The 19,401-nt window shown below is 35.9% G+C and carries 19 protein-coding genes; 7 read left to right on the top strand and 12 right to left on the bottom strand.

Going from position 1 to position 19,401, the window contains the following annotated elements:
- Nucleotides 1-316 precede the first annotated feature (316 nt).
- Genes N2Z58_07615 through N2Z58_07585 form a run of 7 tightly spaced genes read left to right on the top strand, consistent with a single transcriptional unit; the run spans nucleotide 317 to nucleotide 6,740 of the window.
- A complete protein-coding gene (locus N2Z58_07615) occupies nucleotides 317-1,306 on the top strand; it encodes an aspartate-semialdehyde dehydrogenase (GenBank protein ID MCX7654523.1) in 990 nt (329 codons plus the stop codon).
- Between the two features lie 6 nt (nucleotides 1,307-1,312).
- Nucleotides 1,313-2,047 carry a diaminopimelate epimerase gene (dapF, locus tag N2Z58_07610; protein ID MCX7654522.1) on the top strand — a complete coding sequence of 245 codons (735 nt, stop codon included), beginning with the start codon at nucleotides 1,313-1,315 and terminating at the stop codon, nucleotides 2,045-2,047.
- Nucleotides 2,048-2,066: 19 nt separating this feature from the next.
- Complete coding sequence (gene dapA / locus N2Z58_07605; protein ID MCX7654521.1) at nucleotides 2,067-2,945, top strand: 4-hydroxy-tetrahydrodipicolinate synthase; 879 nt, start codon at nucleotides 2,067-2,069, stop codon at nucleotides 2,943-2,945.
- Nucleotides 2,942-3,595, top strand: a complete 654-nt coding sequence (locus tag N2Z58_07600) for a 4-hydroxy-tetrahydrodipicolinate reductase (protein ID MCX7654520.1) — start codon at nucleotides 2,942-2,944, stop codon at nucleotides 3,593-3,595. The genes dapA and N2Z58_07600 overlap by 4 nt, the downstream gene beginning before the upstream one ends.
- A gap of 4 nt (nucleotides 3,596-3,599) precedes the next feature.
- Nucleotides 3,600-4,340, top strand: coding sequence for a 2,3,4,5-tetrahydropyridine-2,6-dicarboxylate N-acetyltransferase (dapD, locus tag N2Z58_07595; GenBank protein MCX7654519.1), 741 nt, complete (start codon nucleotides 3,600-3,602; stop codon nucleotides 4,338-4,340).
- A gap of 16 nt (nucleotides 4,341-4,356) precedes the next feature.
- Nucleotides 4,357-5,559: an aspartate kinase gene (locus N2Z58_07590; GenBank protein MCX7654518.1), complete on the top strand. Its 1,203-nt coding sequence runs from the start codon at nucleotides 4,357-4,359 to the stop codon at nucleotides 5,557-5,559.
- Complete coding sequence (locus N2Z58_07585) at nucleotides 5,538-6,740, top strand: aminotransferase class III-fold pyridoxal phosphate-dependent enzyme (GenBank protein MCX7654517.1); 1,203 nt, start codon at nucleotides 5,538-5,540, stop codon at nucleotides 6,738-6,740. The genes N2Z58_07590 and N2Z58_07585 overlap by 22 nt, the downstream gene beginning before the upstream one ends.
- Here the strand turns inward: N2Z58_07585 and N2Z58_07580 are convergent.
- The 12 genes from N2Z58_07580 to N2Z58_07525 all read right to left on the bottom strand — a co-directional run bounded on the left by N2Z58_07580 (nucleotide 6,720) and on the right by N2Z58_07525 (nucleotide 19,229).
- The gene (locus tag N2Z58_07580; GenBank protein ID MCX7654516.1) at nucleotides 6,720-7,418 is read right to left on the bottom strand and encodes an energy-coupling factor transporter transmembrane protein EcfT; all 699 of its coding nucleotides are present in this window, start codon (nucleotides 7,416-7,418) and stop codon (nucleotides 6,720-6,722) included. The genes N2Z58_07585 and N2Z58_07580 overlap by 21 nt on opposite strands.
- Before the next feature lie 81 nt (nucleotides 7,419-7,499).
- A complete protein-coding gene (locus N2Z58_07575; GenBank protein ID MCX7654515.1) occupies nucleotides 7,500-8,093 on the bottom strand; it encodes a hypothetical protein in 594 nt (197 codons plus the stop codon).
- Nucleotides 8,094-8,133: 40 nt separating this feature from the next.
- Nucleotides 8,134-8,892 carry an SAM-dependent chlorinase/fluorinase gene (locus tag N2Z58_07570; protein ID MCX7654514.1) on the bottom strand — a complete coding sequence of 253 codons (759 nt, stop codon included), beginning with the start codon at nucleotides 8,890-8,892 and terminating at the stop codon, nucleotides 8,134-8,136.
- 3 nt (nucleotides 8,893-8,895) lie between these two features.
- Complete coding sequence (locus N2Z58_07565; protein MCX7654513.1) at nucleotides 8,896-9,999, bottom strand: M20 family metallopeptidase; 1,104 nt, start codon at nucleotides 9,997-9,999, stop codon at nucleotides 8,896-8,898.
- 205 nt (nucleotides 10,000-10,204) lie between these two features.
- Nucleotides 10,205-11,092, bottom strand: coding sequence for a hypothetical protein (locus N2Z58_07560; GenBank protein ID MCX7654512.1), 888 nt, complete (start codon nucleotides 11,090-11,092; stop codon nucleotides 10,205-10,207).
- Nucleotides 11,093-11,262: 170 nt separating this feature from the next.
- Nucleotides 11,263-12,036: a hypothetical protein gene (locus tag N2Z58_07555; GenBank protein ID MCX7654511.1), complete on the bottom strand. Its 774-nt coding sequence runs from the start codon at nucleotides 12,034-12,036 to the stop codon at nucleotides 11,263-11,265.
- Nucleotides 12,037-12,070: 34 nt separating this feature from the next.
- The gene (gene flhB, locus N2Z58_07550; GenBank protein MCX7654510.1) at nucleotides 12,071-13,255 is read right to left on the bottom strand and encodes a flagellar biosynthesis protein FlhB; all 1,185 of its coding nucleotides are present in this window, start codon (nucleotides 13,253-13,255) and stop codon (nucleotides 12,071-12,073) included.
- Nucleotides 13,186-13,905, bottom strand: a complete 720-nt coding sequence (locus tag N2Z58_07545; GenBank protein MCX7654509.1) for a flagellar biosynthetic protein FliR — start codon at nucleotides 13,903-13,905, stop codon at nucleotides 13,186-13,188. The genes flhB and N2Z58_07545 overlap by 70 nt, the downstream gene beginning before the upstream one ends.
- Nucleotides 13,906-13,970: 65 nt before the next feature.
- Nucleotides 13,971-14,864, bottom strand: coding sequence for a radical SAM protein (locus N2Z58_07540; protein ID MCX7654508.1), 894 nt, complete (start codon nucleotides 14,862-14,864; stop codon nucleotides 13,971-13,973).
- Nucleotides 14,861-16,591 (bottom strand): ABC transporter ATP-binding protein/permease, encoded by a 1,731-nt coding sequence (locus N2Z58_07535; protein ID MCX7654507.1) that lies wholly within the window; start codon nucleotides 16,589-16,591, stop codon nucleotides 14,861-14,863. The genes N2Z58_07540 and N2Z58_07535 overlap by 4 nt, the downstream gene beginning before the upstream one ends.
- An 87-nt stretch (nucleotides 16,592-16,678) precedes the next feature.
- Nucleotides 16,679-18,997: a diguanylate cyclase gene (locus tag N2Z58_07530; protein ID MCX7654506.1), complete on the bottom strand. Its 2,319-nt coding sequence runs from the start codon at nucleotides 18,995-18,997 to the stop codon at nucleotides 16,679-16,681.
- Nucleotides 18,966-19,229: a S4 domain-containing protein gene (locus tag N2Z58_07525; protein ID MCX7654505.1), complete on the bottom strand. Its 264-nt coding sequence runs from the start codon at nucleotides 19,227-19,229 to the stop codon at nucleotides 18,966-18,968. Before N2Z58_07525 ends, N2Z58_07530 begins: the two co-directional genes overlap by 32 nt.
- Between the last annotated feature and the right edge of the window lie 172 nt (nucleotides 19,230-19,401).

Genomic DNA, 19,401 nt, shown 5'->3' with positions numbered 1-19,401 from the left:
GCAAAGATTTACCATACTTGAGAGTTTTTGTTCTGGAGGAAGTTAAAAGATGATAGTAAACTATAACGGTTTTATTTTACCAGTAAACAGTGTTTTTTCAAATATGAATAAAAAAGCTAAACGCAGCTGCCCGCTGATAGGTGGTCAGCTTGCGTTTAGTATAGGATAAACGCAGGTTAGTCACCAAAAGGCGGGCTACAGTTGAACACTGTAGCCCGCTTTTTTATAGATTTACGTAAATTTGTTTAATTTACAATCAGTAGTTTTTATCAGCGTGAGAAACTTTCCTAATTCTTGAAGCATTGGGGGTGTTTGTATGAGAGTAGGTATTGTAGGGGCTACAGGAGCTGTTGGTAGGAACATGATAGAGGTTCTTGAAAGTTCAAAGCTGGATTTTTCGGAAGTGAGATTTTTTGCCTCAGAACGCTCTGCTGGACAAATTTTAAAATTTCGAGGTCTAAACATACCAGTCGAAATTTTAAGTGAGGAGCATATGAAAGATGGTTTTGACTATTTGCTTTTTTCCGCAGGATCAGAGGTCTCAAAACGTTTTGCACCAATAGCAGCAGCCGCTGGTAGCGTTGTTATAGATAATTCTTCGGCTTTTCGAATGGTACCTGAAATTCCATTAGTTGTTCCAGAAATTAACGGAAGGTTATTAAAAAACTACCGTGGGATAGTTGCTAACCCAAATTGTTCAACAATACAGATGGTACTTGCCTTATACCGGGTGCATGACAGATATCAAATTCATGAGATCTTTGTTTCAACTTATCAAGCTGTTTCCGGTGCTGGTTACAAAGCAATAAGAGAGTATGAAAATCAACTGGGTGGGGGGTTAGAGCATACGGTCTTTGCGCGACGCATTGCACATAATGTTATTCCGCTCATAGGGGACTTGATGGACGATATTACCCAAGAAGAATGGAAAATGATAAATGAAACAAGAAAGATTCTTAATTCTAATTCTGTTAATGTATTCCCGACAACGGTACGAGTTCCTGTTAGAATTGGACATTCCGAAAGTATTGTTGCAAGAACTATCTTTCCAATAATGTCCAAGGAAGATTTGATTGAAACAATAGCAAGTGGTGAAAATGTAGTGTTGCATAACGATATCGTTACACCAATTGAGATCGAAAAAGATGATTATGTGCATGTGAGTAGGATCCGGCTCTTTGATGCGCATACATTTGGAATATGGGTAGTTGCTGATAACCTTAGAGTTGGTGCTGCAACAAATGCTTTTAGGATTCTTGAAAAGCACTTTGAACTTAACAAAGAACCTATTCAAATACGTGAGTGATACATAATGAAATTAGAGAAATATAACGCTACAGGTAACACTTTTATAGTTGTAGATTGTATAAATGAAAAATTGAATGATTTAGAGAAATCAGCAACGGTGTTAAATTGTGTTGAAGATAGAGATGGTGTAATATTTGTCGAGAAAACTGGAAATACGTACCACATGGATTATTTTAACAGAGACGGTAAAAGAGCAACTTTCTGTGGTAACGGTGCTCGAACATTCGTAACATACCTTATGGAATTTTATAACATCGATGGAGACATAATTTTTTCAACTAACGCAGGTATGCTGAAAGCCAAGGCATCAAATAGTTTACACATTGTTTCTGTTCAAATGCCTTCTCCGGTCTATAAAAATATGATTGAGTACAACGGTTTTATTGGGGTTTTAGTTGAAGTTGGCGTTCCCCACATACTTGTCAAGTCTCCAAATGTTGACTTTATTGAACTTGAGAAAATTGGACCGGAAATGAGAAGGAAATTCAATGCAAATGTAAATTTCTTTGAAGTAATAAGAGAGAAAGTTTTAAAAATTAGAACATACGAACGAGGAGTTGAGAGAGAAACTTTGTCTTGCGGTTCAGGAGTCACAGCCGCTGCTTATTATTACAAGTTTTTCATACTTGAAGACTCATCTGTTCCGGACAAGGTAGAAATACATGCACGCGGTGGAATTTTAAACGTACTTTTTTCTGATAAAGATATATTTTTGGAAGGAGGGGTTCTACATGAATAAGTTATCAGAAATATCAAAAATGTTTACTGGTGTTGGAACAGCTATTGTTACACCGTTTTCAAATGGTGAAGTAGATTATGAGGCTTACAAACGGCTTGTAAAATGGCAGGTTGAGTCTGGTGTAAAAGCAATAATTGTGGCTGGTACAACGGGGGAAGGTGCAACGCTTACTCTCGAAGAAAGAGAAAGACTTATATTGATAACAAAAGATTTATGCGATAACAATGTGCAAGTCATAGCTGGTACGGGAACAAACGACACACATAAGACCTTAGAATTATCCAAAAATGCTGAGCAAAGTGGTGCCGATGCGCTTTTGATAGTCACACCATACTATAACAAACCCACTCAAGATGGACTTTATGCACATTATAAATACCTTTCCGAACGTCTAAGTAAACCCATCGTTATATACAATGTACCTTCCAGGACGGGTGTAAATATCTCGCCTGAAACAGTTGCACGCTTGGCAAGCGATTGTAAAAACATTGTCGCTATTAAAGAGGCTAATCCGGATGTTAACCAAGCAGATGAGATATACAGGTTAACAAATGGACAATTTTACATTTATTCAGGTAACGATGACAGAGCATTCCACATGATTTGTGCAGGATGTAATGGTGTTATCTCCGTAGCTTCAAACGTTATACCTGCTCAAATGGTTGAACTTGTAAACGCAATAACGGAAGGCAACTTGCAAAAAGCAAGGGAAATTCACTTTAAGTATCTTGAGGTGATGAAAGTGCTTTTTGTAGAAACAAATCCAATCCCAGTAAAGGCTGCGCTTTACTTGATGAAGATGATCGACAACGAACTTAGATTACCACTTGTATCTGCAAAGCAATCAACGCTCGAGCTAGTTAAAAAGACCTTAGAAAAGGTAGGTGTTTTACAATGAAATTCGGCATCGTAGGTGTAAAAGGAAAGATGGGAAAAGAAATAGCAGATTATTTCCTTTCAATGGGTGATGAATTGGTGTTAAAAGTTGATGTTGATGTTGAAGACGTAATGGAAAAACCAGAGGTTATCGTGGATTTTTCACATAGAAGTGCTCTTGAAAAGACAATAGATTTGTGCACCAAATTCTCATGTCCACTTGTAATAGGTACCACGGCATTAACTGAGGATGATTTCAATAAACTAAGACACCTGGCAGAAAGTGTTCCAGTTGTGCAAAGTTATAATTTTTCAGAAGGAATCAATCTATTAAAACTCATTTTACAGAAATTTCACCAAAATTTTAATAGTTGGGATATGACTATTGTTGAAATACACCACAACAAGAAAAAAGATGCGCCATCTGGGACAGCACTCATGTTGAAAAACACACTTGGTAAGGAGATACAAATTAATTCATTACGCGTAGGGGGTGTGTTTGGGGAACATACTGTAATTATTGCAAACGATGGCGAAGTTATTGAGTTAACACACAGAGCGCTTTCAAGACGAGCATTTTCCATAGGGGCAAGAAGGGCTGCGTTATTTTCCATGACTAAGAAGAACGGATTTTATTCGTTCTCGGACGTTGTTGAGCAGATGGGAGGTTAGAAACATGATAAATAAGAAACCGAGTGAGTTAACAAGTGGCGAAATTATAGAGCTCATTGCAAAAAGTGAGAAAAAGACCATTGTAAGAGCTTACATATGCGGAAACTTAAAAGAAATTGGTATAGAAAACAAAGATGGGGTCAACAGTGAATTTGAGTTCATCGGCTCTGATAATTTTGGAGTACTATTTGGAAATTACGAATATATAAAGGACATTTTGAACCATCCTGGAGTAAAGTCATTTAAGATCGAGGTTATAGCACATAACTCAGCCATACCACTTTCAGACATTTCGAAATTCAACGCACGAATCGAACCTGGTGCAATTATACGGGAGTACGTAGAGATAGGAAATAATGCCGTTATCATGATGGGTGCGGTGATAAACCTTGGTAGTGTAATTGGCGAAGGAACAATGATTGATATGAACGTTGTTGTTGGTGCTCGAGCAAGGATTGGAAAATATTGTCATATCGGAGCTGGAAGCGTGATTGCAGGTGTTGTGGAGCCACCAAGTGCAAAGCCAGTAACAATAGAAGATAACGTTTTGATAGGCGCGAATGCTGTAATACTCGAAGGAGTTACTGTTGGCGAACATTCGGTTGTAGCTGCTGGTGCCGTGGTGGTGGATGATGTACCACCGTACACAGTTGTGGCCGGTGTACCTGCTAAGTTTGTCAAAAAAGTTGATGGTAAAACTTTGAGTAAAACACAGATACTTGAAGAGTTAAGAAAAATAAAATAGTTTGAGGTGATGAACCTTGAGACTGGTAGTCCAAAAATACGGCGGTTCATCCGTTGCAGATGTAGACAGAATTAAAAAAGTGGCAGCAAGAATTGCATCCAAAGTAAAGGAAGGATATAAAGTAGTATCAGTTATATCAGCTATGGGAAAGACAACAGATCAATTGATTTCACTTGCAAAATCGCTATCCAAGAACCCAGATGAACGGGAACTTGATATGTTACTTGTAACAGGAGAGCAAGTATCTTGTGCTCTTGTAGCTATCGCTCTGAAAGATATAGGAATTAATGCAATTTCACTTAACGCATTCCAAGCAAAAATACTTACAACACATCATCACACAAATGCGAAGATCTTGGACATCAGTGTGCAACATTTGAAGGAACATTTGAAAAATCATGATGTTATCGTTGTAACAGGTTTCCAAGGGATAACGCAAGAGGGGCATTTCACAACGCTTGGGCGAGGAGGATCTGATACATCGGCGGTAGCTCTTGCAGCAAAGTTAAGATGTGAGTGTGAGATTTACAGTGATGTAGATGGCGTTTATTCTTGTGACCCAAGGCTTTATCCAGCGGCAAAGAAATGGAAGTACATAACCTACGATGATATGCTGGAGCTTGCTGCAACAGGTTCGAAAGTTCTCCACTCAAGGTCTGTCGAAATTGCCAAAAAATACAAAATCAAAATTTATTGTGCTTCATCTTTCACACAAGAGGAGGGAACGTGGGTGGTAGATAGATTACCAGAATGGCTCGAAGAACCGGTTGTTACCGGCGTAAGTTTAGATAGAAATCAAATTAAGGTCTCTATAATGGACTTACCTAACGATGCAGCTGTAGTTGCAGATATATTTAAGAGAGTAGCAGAACGCGGTATTAATGTAGATATGATATCTCTTGTAAAGAACGGTTTTTCAACGCATATTTCTTTTACCGTTGTACCAGATAGAGTAGAAAAAGTAAAAGAATTACTTGACCAAACTTTATCCATTTATGGTGCAAAGTATCATTTTTATGGACAATTCGCAAAGATAACTATCGTAGGAACCGGTATGAGATCAAGTTACGGTGTTGCGTCTAAGCTTTTGGATGTACTTTCAAGGGAAAATATCGAACCCGAGCTTATAACAACATCTGAGATAAAAATATCTGTTCTTGTACCTGAAGAAGATGCAGAAAAGTTGGTCGAAAAGATATGCAAGACTTTCGAGTTGTAAGTAAAGTCAAGGACGTAGATAGTGGAGAAAGCGGTGATAGAATGAGTTATATTGCATCCACGTATAATAGGTATCCAATCCAAATTTCCCATGCAAAAGGTATAAAAGTCTGGGATACAGAAGGAAAAGAGTACTTTGATACATTCATGGGAATTGGTGTATTGCTCTTTGGACACAACCACGAAAGAATTATAAGTGCTATGAGAGAAAAACTTCAGCGCTATACTCATATCTCCAACTTTTTTCTTGACGAAGATGCTGAAATAATTGCCGAAAGGTTAGTCAAAGAAACTAAAAATGAAGGAAAGGTCTTTTTCACAAACTCCGGCGCAGAGAGTACAGAGTGTGCTTTAAAAGTAATTAGAAAGTACAGAAAGCAGGGTAAAATAGTATCGTTTATCAAGAATTTTCACGGTAGAACACTCAAAGCTTTAAGTATAACCGGATTTGAAAATATAAGAAAACAATTTGTGGAAGATCAAGATGTAGTTTTCCTTCCCTACAACGTGGATGTAGTCTACGAATTTTTTAAGCAAGAAAGTAAGATAGCAGCAGTTTTTGTCGAAGTAGTGCACGGTAGTGGTGGTTTGGATTTAATTCCAACAGAAATTGTTGAAATCATTCAGAGTTACAAGGCAAAAAAGAACTTCTTGATAGTAGCAGATGAAGTACAAAGTGGTCTTGGAAGAACCGGAAAATTTTATGCATATCAATATTTTGATATATCGCCAGACTTAGTAACAGTAGCAAAAGGTATAGGAGGCGGATTACCTCTTGGTGCATGTCTTATGTTAAATGAATATTCTGATGCGTTTGAAAAAGGTGAGCACGGTTCAACATTTGCCCCAAATCCTGTAGCTTTAGCTGCTGGTAAGGCTGTCCTTGAAATGATTACCGAAGAAGTTTTGCAATATGTCGAGAAGATGAGTATAGAATTTGAAAACAGGTTTTATGACGCTCCGTATGTTGAAACTATAAAAGGGTTAGGATTAATGAGAGGAATTGTGTTAAAAAACAGTTTCGACCTACAAATAAACGATTTCATAAAGGAAGGATTGCTTGTCAATATTCTCGGAAACGGTGTGATCAGATTCTTATTACCTTTAAATGTCACATTAGATGAACTGAGAGAAATAAGAAATAGGTTTGATACTGTCCTTTTAAAAAACTCTACGAAATAAGCCTAAGAGCAAAAAAATAAAATTGACAAGTAAGTACAGAGAATCTTTTCGAGTCCACTTCAGTGAATAATAATGTGTTCTTTTAGTAATTCCGTATTTTCTAGCTTGAAGTGCAAGGGAGAGCTCTTCGGCTTTTCTTAAAGATGAAACGAGCAAGGGGATTACAATACTTGTCAAGGCTGAGAGTTTGTTTCTCAGCCCTTTTTCTGAATATTTCGCACCTCTTGAAACTTGAGCTTTAATTATCCTATCAGTCTCGTCGAGTAGTACAGGGATAAATCTTATAGATATAGAAAGCATCATTCCAAAATCTTCACGTGAACTTTCCTTAACACCAAAAAATCTTAATATGTCAACTATTCCCCTTGCCATTAAAAGTGGGGGGGTTGTGTATGTGAGTATCGAAGCAAAGAGAAATATTAAAGATAACCTGAATACTATGTAAGCTGCCGAATAAACCCCTCCTTCAAAATATTGAATGACTGCAGCAAAAATTATCAAAAACCACATACTTCTCAAACTTCTTAAATACAAGATTGTTTTAATTTTGGATAACCACACCAAAGTTATTAAAAGAATCAAAGGAATGAGATAGTCAACAATTTTTTGTGAAAACATTACAAGCGTTATCTGCATTATGATAGCAAACAACTTCCCCCTCGGGTCAAGTTCATGTATTAAAGAATCTTTTGGAATGTACTTTCCTATAGTTAGCTTCAGACAATATCACCTCAAATCTGAGAATAAAACTTAATATGGTTATTTTTTCTTGTTGCCATAAGTAGGTAAATTTGTCAAGTTGGAAAGATTTGAAAGATAAGTAGTATACATCTGAACTATGTCTGAATAATTCTTGAAGAACTTAACAGTGTAGTGGTTATATCTATCCTTTCGTCCATTATAAGCGGCAATCGCTTGAATCAAGTCCCAATTATACACATTTTTCAAAGTTAGGTATATGTATCTATAAGCAATCTTCAATTGCCAGTCAGGGTACTTGATAAGCTCGGCGTGTATTCGATTGTTTTTTTTGAACTGCCTGACATCATCATAAAAATTTGCCACGTAAATCACAGCATTTTCGTGAAGTTGAAAATACCCAACTGCTTTTCCTTTGTCACCGAAGGCGTTTACAAACCCTGTCTCACACATACCAAAAGCTAACATAAAAAGGGGATCGATACTCAATGGGACGCTTTTTGCTTCCTCCTCCAAAACAAATGCCATTAGCCTTGCGTGTTGTTCAGGTACTTTCTTTTCTATCATAAATTGATACGCAAAGTTATAAAGAACGCCAGAAAAACACGTTTCTAAAAATAGAACTATAATGGCAACGACGATAAATTTATTCATACTAACCCTCCTAACATTGTTCCAAGGCAAAGAGAAGTTACTAAAATGCTATTTCAATCTCACAACCTTCTGAACATCTTATCTTTTCGCGTGCAATACCTTTGTTGATGGCTATTTCAATGTAACCCGTACTATCCTCGTGGATCAATAATTCGCCTTCATCAACATCTGCGTAGGTGTCAACCACCGGTACCTGATATATTCTTCCTCCAACTTTTAGCTTAACAATGTCTTTTTCAGAAATCCAAGAAAATGGGATATTCGTTTCTATGTTCCCAAATCTATCAAAGTAAGCTATCTCTCCTTGAATGGTGTTAGCTGAGAGATGGGCTTTTCTGTATGGTACCGTGGCGTAATTTGGCATTCTCGTTCCAAGTTCGTCAAATACACCTTTTGTTATGTAAGCGGCCGCCGGAGAAAAGATGTCTCTCCCATGAAATGTTCGAGAGTTCCCCACATGATATTTTTTATTTACCAAATCTACTATTTTGCGAGGTTGATACCTCTCTAAAACAAGTGTCAATATGCCGTTATCTGGTGCGACAAAGTAGTATTTTTCGGTCTCGACAGCTATTGCTTTTCTTGCCGTTCCAACACCGTAGTCAACAACTACCAGGAAAACACTCTTTTCAGGAAACCAATCAACACTCCTGTCAAGAATGTACATCGCTTCCCTTACGTTGTACGGTGTAATAGAATGCGTTAGATCCACTATTTCACAGTCAGTTATACTCCTAATAACTCCTTTACAAATACCTACGTAATGCGAATTTCCCCAATCTGTCATGAATACTATCATATCTCATACCCCCTGTGACAGCGTTCTCAACCATTTTATCATAAATTCAATTAAGAAAGGGATAACTTCATCATCTGGTAAAAACTTAGGATTGTGCAATCCATACATCTTATCTGAAGTCCTTACCCCAGCCCAGAACATTAAAGAAGGAAATTTCATGCTGAAAAATCCAAAATCCTCACCTGTGTACTTCATACCGCAATCTATGAATTTGTAATTGTTTGAAACAACAACCGATTCAAACAACTTAACAAGTTCACCATTGTTTGATACAGGTGGATAAAGACTACCTCGTTCCAAAAAGCCATTGTATTTTCTAGCTATTTTATTAATTTTTTCAAACGTTTCGAAAACGATTTCGAGTTTTTCACCCCTTATTGATCCTTGCACCTCTGAATAATCTGCTACTGCATTTCTAACATTTCCTGCAAACATCTTACCAAAACCAACAAGAACTCGTTTTCCAATTTCATCATTATCAATATGTGCTTCATAAAATTCATTTAAAAACTTTACACAATTATAAAGTGCATCAACTCCTTTCGCTTTTTGTGCAATGTGTGCGGATAAACCTTTAAATTTAGCTGTAATTTCCATTGCACAGGCAAACAAAGTACCAAAGGTTGTTGCGAATTCTCCTAAACTGTACTCATCGCTAACATGCAGTGCCGTAGCATATTTTATTTTGTACTTTTCTCTCATTTCATCGAGTATATGTTTAGCACCACCTATGGTTTCTTCTGCCGGTTGAAAAATAAAAACGAAATTCCCTTTTATATTTTTTTCCAACACTTCCTTTATGACTCCGTACATTACTGCCATGTGAACATCGTGACCACACGCATGCATGTATTGGTTTTGTGAGCTAAAATCCCAATTCGTTTCCTCTTTGATAGGTAATGCATCCATATCAGCGCGATAAAGTATCGAAGGTTTGGATTTGTCATTTTCTACAAGCACAATGAGTCCTGTTTTCGCTATTACTTGTGGTTGGAGCTTAAGATCTTCAAGTGCTCGTTTAAGTATGCTTTGAGTTGTGTATTCATTAAATGCAAGTTCTGGATTCATGTGGAGTTCATGCCTTAGTTCAATTGGTGATATAGCCATACGTATGCCCCTTTCTACTTCTACGTATATTTTCAAGTTCCAGCTAAAAAGTGTTCACCTTGCTAGAGGCATTAATATCAAAGTTCATCATCGATTATTCGATTATAATTATACCAAAAACAATTTGCAAAAAAAATTCACCCAAACCTTATGGAGATTGGGTGAAAAATAAATAATGATGAGGTTATGCGGATTTATAACAATTTCAAACTTTTACATCAATTTGTCTAATAGTACCTGCTAATCCATCTTCTGTTAAATAAACACCTGTTTTTCTGACAACGTAATCTTCGTATTCAAAAGGTGTCGTCACATTTCCAAGAAAAACTGCTCCTACCTTTAAATCAAGCAATCCAACGAGTTTTTCTCTTCCATTCTCATCCACAGTCCAAATTTTTAATTTCAAAAATTCTAAATCGTCTTCGTCGATCCAATTATCACCATCACTGTCAAGCAAAGCAAGTTCTTTGAAACCATCGCCAGTAGAAGGTCCAAAGAGCTCTCTCGCACTATCAACCTTTCCGTTTTCATTCTTATCGTACACAAGAAATCCAAGATTACCGCCAATGTAGAACTTATCAAGTTCGCCATCAAAGTTTAAATCAATTTCTACAGTCTTCAACTTTGAATGCCCACCTTTTAATTCGAGAACTAAAGGATCAACTACTTTGCCGGACGATCTTAGATAATAATATGACAGCTGAAATTCTCTAAGCTGAACAGAAAAATCAATTAATCGTCCGTCTTTTGTCTTTACAAAACCTTGTGAAGAAAAATTCAAATATTGAGCATCTAACGATTCTTGCTCACTTTCAAACTCGATAACATCTTGTCCTTTTTGATGACTAATTTGTACTTCATACTCGGCTTCTGGAAGATAGATTTTCAGCTTTCGACCTGTCAATTTTTCTAACATTGCAATCAGTACCTTTAGCTTCTGCAATGTCTTTTCATCTATCCGTGGCTTTTTTTCACTCACTATGATCTCTATCTTGTCAGGCGTTTTATATTTTCTAAAAGTTGATGAGATTTTAGAATATTTGAAAACGGTATTTTCTGACTCCATGGTTAAGCTATACTCATCAATCCGCATAATATCACCACCATGGATATTTGTCTATTTCAAGTGTCTATGAAAATTATCGACCAAAATAGAATTTTTTATAGCGTAAAAATCTCATTAAAACAATTTACTTAGAAAATTAAATTTTCCAAGTAGACAACTTGGAGAAAAGTTAAATGCAGATATTCTTTTTACAATATTCATTTAATTTTCTCTATTTCTCGAAGCATCTCTTTAAGCAAGATTAAGTCAGAGATTATATCATCTATGGAAGCAAACGCCGAAATTAGTTTGGAAAATGATTTTCGGTCTATCGATTCAAAGAGTTTTTCCAAGCTATGCATCTTGGCTTTGCAATATTCATAGATGCTTGGCACTTTTTGAGTTAATGCGCTGTTGAGGTTTTCAATTTCATCAAGTAGAAGATGGGTTTGCTTGAGGGAAACATCTGATAGGTCAAAGAGAAATATAAATGGTTGAGGCATAGAAAATTTAACTTGAGTACGTTCCGAAAATTTTTTTAGTTCGATATAAGCTATTATTTCGAGAATTACTTCAAATCTTTTATCCTGGAAAAACTGACGATTTTCAATAACATATTGACTACATAAATAAACCAAGAATTCTACGTTGTGTGGCGTATTCTCTAATCTCAGTAGATTTGGTCTATGGAGCAAAGATTGGTACATCTGTCTTAGAGATATGGTATTAGATATCTTAAATTTTTCAAACATGTCTTTATCAAATCTTTTAAGTTGTTCCTTTGGAATGTCTATATTGTCAAATTCTAAGACGGTGAATAACAAATCTTCAAGTTTTTCCAAACCTTTAAATTTTGGAACTGCACCAAGTAGGTTTATGACAGTCAATGAATGTAAGTCTATGTACTTTTCATTGTCTATTTCTATTATCACTGGTGCATAATAATCTATTAGCTCATTAAACGAAAAATTAGGGTCAAAATATATTCGCATATCTCACCTCGATTTATCGGTAAAAGTTCGCTTACTAAGTTATCTCCCTTTTTTCTCGTAAAGCATAAATGTATGCAAGTACTTCAGCAACCGCCTTATACAATTTTTCTGGTATAATATCACCAATTTCTGTAGTGTAATATATTTCTCTTGCAAGTTTTGGATTTCTAACAATTGGAACATCATTTTCACGTGCTATATCAATAATTCTAAGTGCAATCTTGTCTGTACCCTTTGCTACGAGCAACGGTGCAAAATCTTCATCTGGATCGTACTTTAACGCACAAGCATAGTGTGTTGGGTTTGTTATTACCACGCTTGCTTTTGGAATTTCTTGCATCATTCTACGTGTTGCATATTGCATCATGATTTGTCTTTGCTTTCTTTTAATTTCAGGGTTTCCCTCTATTTCTTTGAATTCTTCTTTTACTTCCTGTTTTGTCATCTTTATGTTCTGTTCGTATTCATATCTCGAATAATAGTAATCGGCAATTGACACTATTATCAAAGCTATGCCACATTTGATTATCAATTCGGTTAACACACTCCAAATAATAAGCGATCCTTCAATCAAATTGCTGTCAGCCGTGATCATAAGTTTGTTGTAACTTCCTTTAATCACACTGTAGCCTACAAAACCTACTATAATTACTTTTAGTATCGCTTTAGCAAGTTCAAACAGCGAATGCAATGAAAACATCCTCTTCAGACCTGAAATGGGGTTAATTCGGTTGAAATCAAATTTCAAAGGTTTTAATGTGAAAAGAAACTTCGTCTGCAAAAATCCAATGATAAGAGAAAATAATGCAGTTCCAAGTACAAGTACTGATGTTATACCAAATGCAGGTTTGAATGTTTGACCAGCGTATATGATAAAATCTTCAAGTGTATTGATATCTGTATCCGATATCTCAAATACGTTTTGTGTACTGTAAACCGTAGCATTAAGTAGCATTTTTCCCAAAAACATAAAAAGTATTGAGGCAAATAAAAAACCAAGACCGGAGACAAACTCTCTCGAAATGGGAACTTGACCTTCTTCACGCGCCTTTTGCCTCTTTCTTGGCGTAGCCGTTTCAGTTTTATCAGGATCAGCGAAAAGTTGAATATCTATACGGAATTCAAAGATTGAATTTCCAGACGTAGTTTTTACAATCCCAATAATTTGTCTATGTAAGGGCCCAGCTTCTCGATCATTTTTGAAATGAGTTCTGTCCATAAAGGTATCATCCCCACCAAAATGAGAAACATTATTATTGTGCTCGCCGGCATTGCCACCATGAACACATTCATCTGTGGAACAAGCCTTGAAAGCAAACCAAAAAGAACATTGACCAAAAACATTAATCCAATTATTGGTAAGGCTATTTGTAATGAGAACAGAAAAGTATCCATAAAAAGTGTGAAGTATTGATTATGAATTTTTTCAAAAGGCAGATCTGTAATCACAAGGGGAAATGTCTGTATAGATTTTATCACACTTTCGTATATTAACAAATGTCCTTTTAGTGATACAAAAACGTAAACGGAAATTAAATATACAAACTCACTTGTTATGGGTGATTCTTCCATTGTTGGGTCTAATGAACCGCTTACATTAAAACCAGATTGTATACCAAAGATCTCACTACCTATGTAAACAGCACTTACAATTGTGTACGCCATTAATCCTAACAAAAAACCAACAAAGAAATTAAAAAGAAGAGAGGCAGCAAGGGTTGATATAGGTAATGTGAGAGGAACCATAGTGTTTACCATAGGAAGTGTTACATAACTCAATGCAAGAAGTAATACAACCAAAATTTCTAATGGCAGGGAAAAACCTGCAAACATTGGTGCTACAACTATCATACCTGTAAGTCTTGACATTATAAGACCCCAACTTAGAGCATAACGCTGAAGCAGTGCATATACATCTATTTTACAACACCTCTTTACAAATGTTGGACACTTGTAGACGGCAGTTTGTGATAGTTGTAAAGTAATTTTTGGATTGGTCTATCGTTGTAATAAGGTCTTGTGCAATGCTTGCAGCCGGAAGTTAAAAACGCAAATTGCACATTTTCTGCTTCATAAATGAATTTTTGTATGTAGCCATTTTCATCAAATTCAACGATAGGTTCTTGGTTCTTTTCAAAGATAATATATCTAAGTATTTGAATCTTTCTGTATCTATCTAAATCAGGTGGGGAACTGTTTTGTAATTTTGTCCCTTTTACGGGTGTAAATGCAAACAAAGCAACTTCTACGTTAAGTCTTTTCATCCTTCTAAAAGTTTCTACAAGTTCTATGTCTTTTTCTCCAAGCCCTACGATTATGTGTGTTGTTATCTTACCCGGATATTTCTTTGCTCCGTATTCTATGAGAGAGAGCGTGTATTCCAACTGTTTGCCACGATAAGCTTTATGCAGTTCCTTATTTACACAATCTAGCGCTATACCGAGTTGATCTACGCCATTTTCTATATATGTGTCAATTTCTTTTGCCCCAGAAACACGTGTGGAGACTGATATTAGTATTTCTTTGTAGGTACCTTTGATTTGTTTTACCAACGTCAATATATCTTTATCGTATCCTTTGTAGTTAACCGTTTGAACACATATTCTTTTGAACAAAGCTATTTTTTCCAAAAGGTTAGGCAAGGCAATTTCTTTCCACACAATTCGTGATAAATACGATGAATCACTTCTTGAATTTCGTGCGTGTGTACAGTACGCACAATCGTACATGCATTTTCCATCGAGCATGATGTATGCAGTAGACATTTCATCAGGTATACGCTCACCGTTGATAAGTTTCCAAGTCCAGTAAGAAGCTCTAATATTCATGAAACCATACCCTCTTTTGCGAACTGTATTTCGTAAAGCTTGTAATATTCCCCTCTCTTCCTCAATAAATCTATATGCTTTCCTTCTTCAGCTATCTGTCCATCCGAAACAACTATTATTCTATCAGCTTCTACTACTGTAGAAAGTCTGTGAGCTATCATGATAACAGTATTATCTTTCGCTAATTCTCTGACTGCTTGCTGGATTCTATGTTCTGTTTCCACATCTATATTACTTGTAGCTTCGTCAAGTATAAATATTTTAGCACCGAACAGAACCGATCTGGCAAGGGCAATAAGTTGTCTTTCACCGGCAGAAATACCTTTCCCACGTTCAACAATTTTCGTGTGTATTCCTTCTGGCAACCTTTGGATAACGTCAAGTGCTCGTACTTTTTCGAGTGCTTTATATACTTCTTCTTCAGGTATTTCTTCATGAAACAACCTTATGTTATCAAGTAGAGTTCCACTGAAAAGCACAACATCCTGAGGGACAGCAGAGACGTGCTTTCTAAGCATCTGCAAGTTATACTCTTCAAGCGGTACGCCATCTATTGTTATCACACCTTTTTGTGGTTTGTACATACCATTTATAAGATTCATTATTGTGGTTTTTCCTGCTCCTGTTTCACCAACTATAGCAACAAGCTCACCCGGATTGAATCGAAGGTTTATGTTTTTTAATATCCATCGCTTATTATCGTACGTAAACCACAAATCTTTGAATTCTATAATACCATAATCTATTTGCATCTTTCCCCCACTTTTTTCCTCTTCTGTCTTCTCATCAAGTAGCGCAAATATCTTTTCGGCGCTTGCAGTTGTGTTTTGAATGATATCATATTTTTCAGATAAATCTTCTATAGGTCTCATGAATGTATCAATATATGACACGAACGCAAAAAGATCACCAAAGTTCAGAACTTTCCTAAGTATGTACTTTGCTCCAAACCAAATGATGAGCGATGTTGCAAGATAATAAAGAAAATTTATTATAGGCCTGAAGATGCCGAACACGTATAGTTGATTCATTCTTGCCTTATAATACTCTCGGTTTATGACGTCAAACTCTTTTCTTTTGAATTCTTCAGCATTAAATAACTTAGTAACCGGCATCCCTGCAAGATTTTCTGCTATGTAGGCATTTATCTTTGCTATTGTATTTCTAACCGCTCTGTATGCCCGTATATCGAAATATCTGAACACAATCATAGCAACAACTATCAATGGAAATACATAAATGATATCAAAAAAAAGTCGAGAACTTATTTGCCACAACATTAATATTACGCCTGTCAACAAAAAGACGTCGTTTACAACACTTGTGATAACTGATGTGAAGAATTCTTGTACGTTCTGCGTATCACTTGTTATTCTTGTTGTTATTTGACCACTTGGATGTTTGTCAAAAAAGGACATGGGCAATCTTAACACATGATCGTAAAGTTCTTTTCTGATATCGTATACAACCTTGCCACCTATATAAGTTGTTACCAATATTGACAAATATTCAAATAAGAATATACCTCCGGATACAAGCAAGAATAGAAATCCCTGCTTTGCAATTCCAGAGAGTTTTTCAGATGCGCTCAAAGTTTCAGATAGTATATACGAATTTATCGCCTTACGAACAATTTGGGGGGGAAGCAATGCCAAATATGTTAACGTAAGTACTATTGCTATAGCCAAGATAAATAAATGAATATAAGGAAGCGAGTACCTTAGCATTCTAAAAAAAACCGATTTGTGTTGTTTTTCAGTCCTCTTTTTTTTGCTTCTTAATAACAATTTTCTTCACCTCGGGCATTTTCAATTTTATTCGAATTCAATCTTTCCTGTTACTTTTGATTTATAGCACCGTTCATCTGCAAGTTTCAATACTTTCAGTATATCTCCTTCTGAAGGATAAATTGAAATACCTGCGGAAAATGTATTACCAGTGGACTGTTCAAAGCACTCGTAAATCCTTTTTATGATTTTTTCTACAACTTCGCGATCGGTAGTGCTCAAAATTATTACTGCTTCATCTCCGCCATATCTAAAAGCAAAGTCAACCTTTCTTATATTCATATTTATACACTTACCAAATTTTTTGAGAAGCTCGTCACCTTTATCATGTCCATAGATATCGTTTACCATTTTGAAATCGTTTAAGTCGATGAAGACCAACGAAAAGTTATCAAGTTGTACATTATGAATGAATTCTTCAAATGCTCTTCGAGTTTTAAGACCGGTTATTATATCTATCTCAGCCTTCTCTTTCATTTTTTCAAAGAATCTTTTATTCTCGATTATCAGTGCCATTTGATGCGCAAGATATCTTAGTACGGTAAGTTGGTAGTCACTTATAGGTTTTAGGTCAAAGTTATTATCCGCAAGCAGCAAGCCAAGTAGCCTTTCACCACTTTTCACAGCTACGATTGCACATTCTTTTACAATATCAAATTCTTGGGCTAAATTCTTTATATCCTCAGTGGTCAACACATGAGGCTCACCATCAAGGTAGTCTTTAATAGTTTCAAATTCAATAAACTTTCCTTCATATGGCAATTCAAGGGCCGATCTAAAATCTTTAGCTACAGTTTCAAGAAAGTCTTGCATGTTAAGTTCTATATCTTCAATCGCTTCCCAGATTCTATGTGCCTCCTCCAAAGTCCTTGGTCCAAGTGCTTTTTGAAATATAAATTTCCCGTCAAAGTAATTAAAGAACAGTGCCCTGTTAAATGAACCAGAATAACCAGCGGTAATACCTGTTAGAAAGGCATACAAAATAGTATTTATATTTGAATCTGTTCTCAATGCGTATTCTATGATCAATTTTGAATTAGTAAAACTTTGTGCAAGTCTTGTCGCATGATAGTGGATGTAAAAAAGTTTCTCTGAAACCTCTTCTCTGAGATTTTTTATCATGTGTAAAATTACCTTATGTGTTTCCTTAATCAATGTATCATAATTTAACTCAATCTTCCCAAATTCTGAGTACAAAACAGCTCTTTGATCAAATTCGTTATCAATTACGTAGATATTTTTTATTTCTGAGCAAACCAATTTCTCGGAAACTCTCCAAAGCTTGTAAAGGTTTTCAGGTACCTTTTCTGGATCGTAGTGTACGTGTAAATCCACGTTGAAAGTTATGTTGTACTTGATTACCTCACTTAGCAAGTAAGACAAATAACTGTCAAGATAAGCAATTCTTATACGTCTTTTAAACTCATCCCAATGAACAACACGGACCATTAATTGCTTCGCTATCCATTCAAGAAATTGTTGATCTCTCTCATCAAATGGTGCAATATAATGGCTGTCGATATCTATCTCACCGTATACACTACCGTCGCGCCTAAATATTGGAACTACTATCTCACTTTTCACATGAGGACTACACGACAAATAGTTTGTCTCCTGAGAGACATCCTGAACAATAAAAGTAAGTTTAGACTCCGCTGCTTGACCGCATATACCTTTTCCGACAGGGATTTTAACATGTTCTGTTGGTTCACCTACAAATGGTCCCAATGCCAACATCCCATCTTTATCCATGATATAAAAACCTGTCCAATTGTAATACGGAACATGCTTGTCAAGTAATTCACAAATTCTCATCAATAAATTCTCACTTGTTGCAGAAGAAATTTCGCTTTTCAGATAGCTAAATATTTCTGCTTTATCATAATAGTTACCTTCTATTTCTCCGTGTCTAAAATGTACAACTGCTTGATAAACAGCATCTGGTAGCGCATTGAATTTTCCCTTTTTCCAAATTGAGAAAGCATCAAAAACAATGATCTTTTCATTCTTACCGTCAACCACTACCCAGTCTTTCTCACCAATGCCAACAATGACGTATATTACGAAATCTTCTCTCGAAAGTTGTAAGTCCTTCGCATTCTTTCTTATCCTTGCTGAAAGTTCCTCTTTTATCTTTTCCTTACATTCTTCATAAGTGTGTGAAAACTCAGTTAACTCATTTCTGTTGAGGTTGACAAGCTTATAGTAAAAATTTTCAAATTTACTTGCATAATTTTCTGTTATAGGCTTGAACGGTAGTTTCCTCCAAAAATCCTCCCAATAACGTTTTTCATAAGTAAGTATTTCAAGAAAATCACCAATATGGTTCTCGATCAAACTCCTCATCTTCTCCACCTCTTTGATACTCCATGATCTTCTCGTATTTCATATCTTCCGTAACTTTAATCACAACAACCTTACTACCATATGTAACCTCAAGTATATCCCCCGGTTTGACTTCGTAACTTGGCTTCAGACTTCTGCCATCCTTTTTCACTAACCCTGCTTTTGAGACTTCTTGAGCTATTGTTCTGCGCTTTATTATTCTATTTTGCTTCAAGAACTTGTCAAGTCTCATTAATAACACCTCTTTCAACTTGGTATGAAAACAATAATGAACAATCGCTCTTTTCGGGTATTAAAGAATCCGCTTAGAGTTGACCATCTACCCAAAATATTATATCATATCTTGCGATTTGTTCGATATGCGAAGTAATATAGATTCTTTCTTAAAATGGTGTTAACCTTTT

It is taken from the genome of Fervidobacterium sp., assembly GCA_026419195.1.
Taxonomy (GTDB): domain Bacteria; phylum Thermotogota; class Thermotogae; order Thermotogales; family Fervidobacteriaceae; genus Fervidobacterium.
Note: the sequence above shows the minus strand (reverse complement) of the source record. Positions and strands in the feature narration are given on the sequence as shown.